The sequence below is a fragment of the Xanthomonas sp. SHU 166 genome (genome assembly GCF_000364685.1).
Taxonomy (GTDB): Bacteria; Pseudomonadota; Gammaproteobacteria; order Xanthomonadales; family Xanthomonadaceae; genus Xanthomonas_A; species Xanthomonas_A sontii.
Map to the genome: position 1 here is coordinate 1 of NZ_AQOJ01000442.1, position 5,775 is coordinate 5,775.

Here is a 5,775-nt window from a genome sequence, read left to right on the forward strand (position 1 = left end):
GGCAGTTGCTGCGGCAGGCCGAGGCGATGCGCAGCGAACTGGGCGAGTACGCCGGCGGCCACCCGACCAGCGTGCGCCTGCTGGCCAATACCGCGGCGCTGTCGGAATGGTTGCCGGAACTGCTGGCCGAGTTCCTGGTGGCGCACCCGCGCATCGATCTGGCGCTGCGCGAACAGGGCAGCGTCGCCGCGGCCGATGCGCTGCGCGAGCAACGCGCCGACCTGGCGGTGATCGCCGATCACGCCGATCTGCAGGGCCTGCAGGCCCACCCATTCCGGCAGGATCGGCTGGTGCTGGTGGCCGCGGCCACGCATCCGCTGGCGCAGGCGCCGCAGTTGCGGTTCTCGGAGGTATGGCAGGCGCAGTTGCTCGGCCTGGCCGAGGACAGCGCATTGCAGCAGCATCTGCGGACCCATGCCACGCGTGCCGGTGGCCAGCTGCGCATCCGCGCGCAGGTGCACGGCATCGAACCGCTGTGCCGCATGCTGGCGCGCGGCGCCGGCGTGGCGATCCTGCCGCAGGCGGCGCTGGAGCGGGTCAGCGTGCGTGCGCAGTTGGTCGCGGTGCCGCTGCAGGAGCCGTGGGCGCTGCGCCAGTTGTCGATCGTCTGGCGACCGACACCGGCGCCGTCGCCGCCAGTGCAGCAGGTCCTGGATTGGCTGTGCGCGCATGCGGCGCCGGCGGCCTGAGGGTCCGTCGGCTGGCGCACGACTGACGCCTCTGACGATGCGCTTGCGCAATGGTGCAGCGAGGCATCGTTAACTGGCAGGCGCGGGCCCTGTTGCGCTGTTCGGGATCGCTTGCGACGGCTGTTCCCCGGTGACGCGTGTCGCGGCTGAAGTTGCTCCTGCGGACGCACGGCCCTCTGTCAGCGCAGTTGCTTGCTGTGGGAGGGACTTCAGTCCCGCCTGCTACCGGAGCCGGATGCTTTCCGGTGCGAGATTGCGACGGAAGAACTGCGCGGATCACGCGCTTCTGCGTTGGCTCTGCCGGAGGTGTTGCCTGTCTTGCAGCGCTCGATGCGGCCTTGGTCAGCCACGCCAAGGCCTTTGGCGTCATGCGCGTCGCGGCTGATACCGAACAGATAGGAACCGCTCCCGTTCGCGGGCCTGCGGTCCATGCCGCAGGCCCACGCGCCTCACTGCGGCCAGGCGAACGTGGCGATCACCGGAAAATGGTCGGACGGCCAGTGGCCCTGCGGCCGCGCGTCGAGCGTGGCGTAGTCGGTTGCTTTGAGCCCGCGCGAGAGGATCCAGTCGATGCGCCGGTCGGGATGGCCGGTGAAATCGTGGAAGGTCGCTTCCGGGCCGCGCGGCTGCGCCACCTGCGTGCGCGCATCGGCCAGGCTGGCGGTGAGGGTGCGGTAGGTCGGCGAGCCCGGCACCGTGTTGAAGTCGCCGGTCAGCACCACCGGCACGTCCGCCGGCAGCGCCTTCAGCCGCGACACGATCAGCGCCGCGCCCTTGGCGCGCGCCGCTTCGTCCTCGTCGCGATAGGGCAGATGGGTGTCGAACAGGTAGAAGCGGCGGCCATCGCCGATGCGCTCGAACAGACCCCAGTTGACCATGCGCGGCAGCGGATGGCCCCAGCTGATGCTGCCCATCACCTCCGGCGTGTCCGACAGCCAGAAGTGTCCCGAGTCCACCAGCTTCAGCGCGTGGCTGTCGTAGAACACGCCCATGCGTTCGCCGTCGTCCTTGCCGTCGCGGCTGGGGCCGAACCAGCGGTACTCCGGCAGTTGCGCAGCCAGGTAGTCGGCCTGGCGCTGGACCAGTTCCTGTGTGCCGAACACATCCGGGTGCTGCGCGCGGATCAGCGCGGCCATCGCGCTGCGGCGCACGTCCCAGCGCTTGTCGCCGTCGGTATCGACCGGCACGCGGACGTTGAAGCTCATCACCTTGAGCGGGGCCGGCGCGGCGGGCGTGCGCGCCTGCGCTGGCGCGATGCACGCGCTCAGCACCAGCAGCAGAGGAAGCGCGAGCTTGCGCGCGGACGACAGCGACATGGCAGATCTCGACAGGAGCGGAGCACGCGATGGTGGCACGGCGGTGGTGTCGGTGACCACCGCGTGGCGTGCCTGCCAAGCGGCGATCAGTTGAACGCCGACAGCGCCTGGGTCAGTTTCCCGTTGTTGTCGACCGCACCCATCGTGTAGCCCTGCCAGCCAGGATACGCGTCGGGTTCCCAATAGAACACGCCCAGGCCGCGGCTGCCGAGTGCGCGGGTCTTGGTGAGCAGATCGGCGAGCATCGCGCGGGTGGTCGCGGCCTGCTGCCAGTCCATGCCGACCTCGCTGACGATCACGTCCGACCCGTAGCGCGCCACCATGTCCTGCATGTTGCTGGCGATCTGCGTGTTGGCGCTCTGCCAGGCATTGGGGGACGGGTAGTGCGACATGCCGACCACGTCCCACTTGCCGCCGGCCGACTTGAGGCTGTCGAAGAACCAGCGGAAGGTCGCGTTGTCGTGGCCGTTGGCCAGGTGCACGATCACCTTCGCATTGGGGTAGACCGACTTGCTGGCGTTGTAGCCGCTGTTGATCAGTTGCGCGAGGTTGCCGAAGTTGGGCGTCTTGCCGTCCGGCCACAGCATGCCGCTGTTGATCTCGTTGCCCACCTGCACCCAGCTCACGTCGATGCCGTTGGACTTGAGATAGGACAGGATGCCGTTGGTGTGCGAATACACGTCCTTCACCAGGGTGGCGAAGTCGTGGTTGCTCCAGGCCGCCGGCTTGGTCTGCTTGCCGGGATCGGCCCAGCTGTCGCTGTAGTGGAAGTCGATCATGATGCGCATGCCCTGCGCCTTCGCGTGCTTGGCCATGTTCAACGTGTCGGCACCGTCGTTCCAGCCCCCCTGCGGATTGACCCACACGCGCAGCCGGATCGCGTTGACCCCGGTGCCCTTGAGCAGCGCGAAGAAATCGGTGGTGGCGCCGGAGGCGTTGCGGAATACGCGACCGCTGCTCTCCTGCTGATCGATCCAACTGACATCGGCGCCCTTGGCGAAGGTCTGCGCCATGGCCGGCGCGCACAGACAGGCGAGCAACAACACCAGCAGCCAGGCGGACACGCGCTTGCTCGATCGATTCATGCGATTCTCGCGGTGATGGAAGGAGGGAAGGGGGGCGTCATGCGGCCCCGAGGAGTGGGCGCAGCGACGTGCCGGGCCGTCCCCCGCGGCCGCGGCGCGCACGAGGCTAGCGCGATCGTCACGGCGACGCGCGCTGCACTGCAGCGGTGCTGTCGCGACGTCCGCAAGCGCTGTCTGGATGGCCGATGAATCTGCGCGGTGCGTCACTTGACGCGATGCGGCATCGGCGTAGCATTCCGCTCACGCCAAGGGACAGACCCGCGGCGATCCACCCAACCGTGAGGGATGCTCATGGAGTTCGACTATCTGGTGTTCATCGGGCGCTTCGAGCCCTTCCACAACGGCCACGCCGCCGTTGCCCGCCACGCCCTGGCGCGTGGACAGAAACTCATCTTCCTGATCGGCTCGGCCGAGACCCCTCGTACCATCCGCAATCCCTGGACCGTTGCCGAGCGCAGCGTGATGATCCAGGCCGCGCTGGAAGGCGCCGGCGAGCGCTTGATCCTGCGGCCGTTGCGCGACCATCTGTACAACGAAAGCCAGTGGATCGCCGCGGTGCAGTCCACGGTGGCCGAGGCGGTGCGCAGCGACGGCGGCAGCGCCGAGGCGCGGATCGGCCTGATCGGCATGGACAAGGACGCCAGCAGCTATTACCTGCGCGAATTCCCGCAGTGGCCGCTGGTCGACGTGCAGCACACCGAGACGCTGTCGGCGACCGAGCTGCGTCGTTACCTGTTCGAGGCCGGCAGCATCGATTTCCACGGCGCGCTGCTGATGCTGCGCGGCAACGTGCCGACGCCGGTGTTCGACATGCTCGAGGCGTTTCGCAAGAACTCGCCCTCGTATGCCGAACTGCTCGCCGAGTACCAGTTCATCGAGCAGTACCGCGCCGCCTGGAAGGAGGCGCCGTATCCGCCGACCTTCGTCACCGCCGATGCGGTAGTGGTGCATTCCGGGCACGTGCTGCTGGTGCGCCGCCGCGCGGCGCCGGGCAAGGGCCTGTGGGCGCTGCCCGGCGGCTTCGTCGGCCAGCACGAGAGCATCCTCGACGCCTGCCTGCGCGAACTGCGCGAGGAGACCCGGCTGAAGATTCCGGTGCCGGTGCTCAAGGGCTCGCTGAAGAACCGCCACGTGTTCGACCACCCCGAGCGCAGCCTGCGCGGGCGCACCATCACCCACGCCTTCCACTTCGAGTTCGTGTTCGGCGAACTGCCCGAGGTGCGCGGCGGCGACGACGCCGACAAGGCGCGCTGGGTGCCGGTCAGCGAAGTGCTGGGCATGGGTCCGAAACTGTTCGAAGACCATCTGCACCTGCTCGAATTCTTCCTGGGCCGCGGCTGACGCGGCCTTCCCGGCCGGCGGACAGACCGCCGGCTTTCCCAGACGCGAAGGAGCTTCCGTCATGCAATGTCTGAACAACCTGCTGCTCAACACCGACAGCTACAAGGCCAGCCACTGGCTGCAGTACCCGCCCGGCACCGACGCCACGTTCTTCTATGTGGAATCGCGCGGCGGCGTCTACGACCGCACCGTGTTCTTCGGTCTGCAGTCGATCCTCAAGGAGGCGCTGGGCCGCCCCGTCACCCATGCCGACATCGACGAGGCGCGCGACCTGTTCGCCGCGCACGGCGAGCCGTTCAACGAAGCGGGCTGGCGCGATATCGTCGACCGCCTCGGCGGCCAGTTGCCGATCCGCATCCGCGCCGTGCCCGAGGGCAGCGTGGTGCCGACCCACAACGCGCTGATGACCATCGAGTCCACCGACGCGCAGGCCTACTGGGTACCGTCGTACCTGGAGACGCTGCTGCTGCGCATCTGGTATCCGGTGACCGTGGCCACGGTGAGCTGGCACGCCAAGCAGACCATCCGCCAGTTCCTGGAGCGCACCAGCGACGATCCGGACGGGCAGTTGCCGTTCAAGCTGCACGACTTCGGCGCGCGCGGCGTGTCCAGCCTGGAATCGGCGGCGATCGGTGGCGCGTCGCACCTGGTCAACTTTCTCGGCACCGACACCGTGTCCGGGCTGTTGCTGGCGCGCGCGCACTACCACGAGCCGATGGCCGGCTATTCGATCCCCGCCGCCGAGCACAGCACCATCACCAGTTGGGGCCGCGAGCGCGAGGTCGAGGCCTACCGCAACATGCTCAAGCAGTTCGGCAAGCCCGGCGGCGTGGTCGCGGTGGTGTCGGACAGCTACGACATCTTCCACGCGATCCGCGAGCACTGGGGCACCACGCTGCGCGAGGAGGTGATCGCCTCCGGCGCCACCGTGGTGATCCGCCCGGACTCCGGCGATCCGGTGGCGGTGGTGCACCAGTGCCTGGAACTGCTCGACGAGGCCTTCGGCCACAGCGTCAACGGCAAGGGCTACAAGGTGCTCAACCACGTGCGGGTGATCCAGGGCGACGGGGTCAACCCGACCAGCATCCGCGCGATCCTGGAGCGCATCACCAGCGCCGGCTACGCCACCGACAATCTGGCCTTCGGCATGGGCGGCGCGTTGCTGCAACGGCTCGACCGGGACACCCAGAAGTTCGCGTTGAAGTGCTCGGCCGCCCGCGTCGACGGCCGCTGGATCGACGTGTACAAGGATCCGGTCACCGACAAGGGCAAGCTCAGCAAGCGCGGGCGCATGCGTCTGCTGCGGCACCGCGAGTACGGCAGCTACCGCACCGAGCCGGTGGC

5 protein-coding genes are annotated in these 5,775 nt (G+C 68.4%); 3 read left to right on the plus strand and 2 right to left on the minus strand.

Annotated elements, in window-relative coordinates; genetic code table 11:
* On the plus strand, positions 1–689 hold a 689-nt coding region (locus tag D180_RS11965; protein WP_017912980.1), incomplete at its 5' end, for a LysR substrate-binding domain-containing protein.
* A gap of 449 nt (positions 690–1,138) precedes the next feature.
* Here the strand turns inward: D180_RS11965 and D180_RS11970 are convergent.
* Positions 1,139–2,005, minus strand: a complete 867-nt coding sequence (locus tag D180_RS11970; RefSeq protein ID WP_017912981.1) for an endonuclease/exonuclease/phosphatase family protein — start codon at positions 2,003–2,005, stop codon at positions 1,139–1,141.
* An 86-nt stretch (positions 2,006–2,091) separates the two neighbouring features.
* Complete coding sequence (locus D180_RS11975; protein WP_017912982.1) at positions 2,092–3,090, minus strand: glycosyl hydrolase 53 family protein; 999 nt, start codon at positions 3,088–3,090, stop codon at positions 2,092–2,094.
* A 285-nt stretch (positions 3,091–3,375) separates the two neighbouring features.
* Here D180_RS11975 and D180_RS11980 point away from each other — a divergent pair, with 285 nt between their 5' ends.
* Together D180_RS11980 and D180_RS11985 are read left to right on the plus strand one after the other, a co-directional pair.
* Positions 3,376–4,431 (plus strand): bifunctional nicotinamide-nucleotide adenylyltransferase/Nudix hydroxylase, encoded by a 1,056-nt coding sequence (locus D180_RS11980; RefSeq protein ID WP_017909091.1) that lies wholly within the window; start codon positions 3,376–3,378, stop codon positions 4,429–4,431.
* Between the two features lie 61 nt (positions 4,432–4,492).
* A partial coding sequence (locus D180_RS11985) for a nicotinate phosphoribosyltransferase (RefSeq protein ID WP_017909092.1) occupies positions 4,493–5,775 on the plus strand: 1,283 nt, incomplete at its 3' end.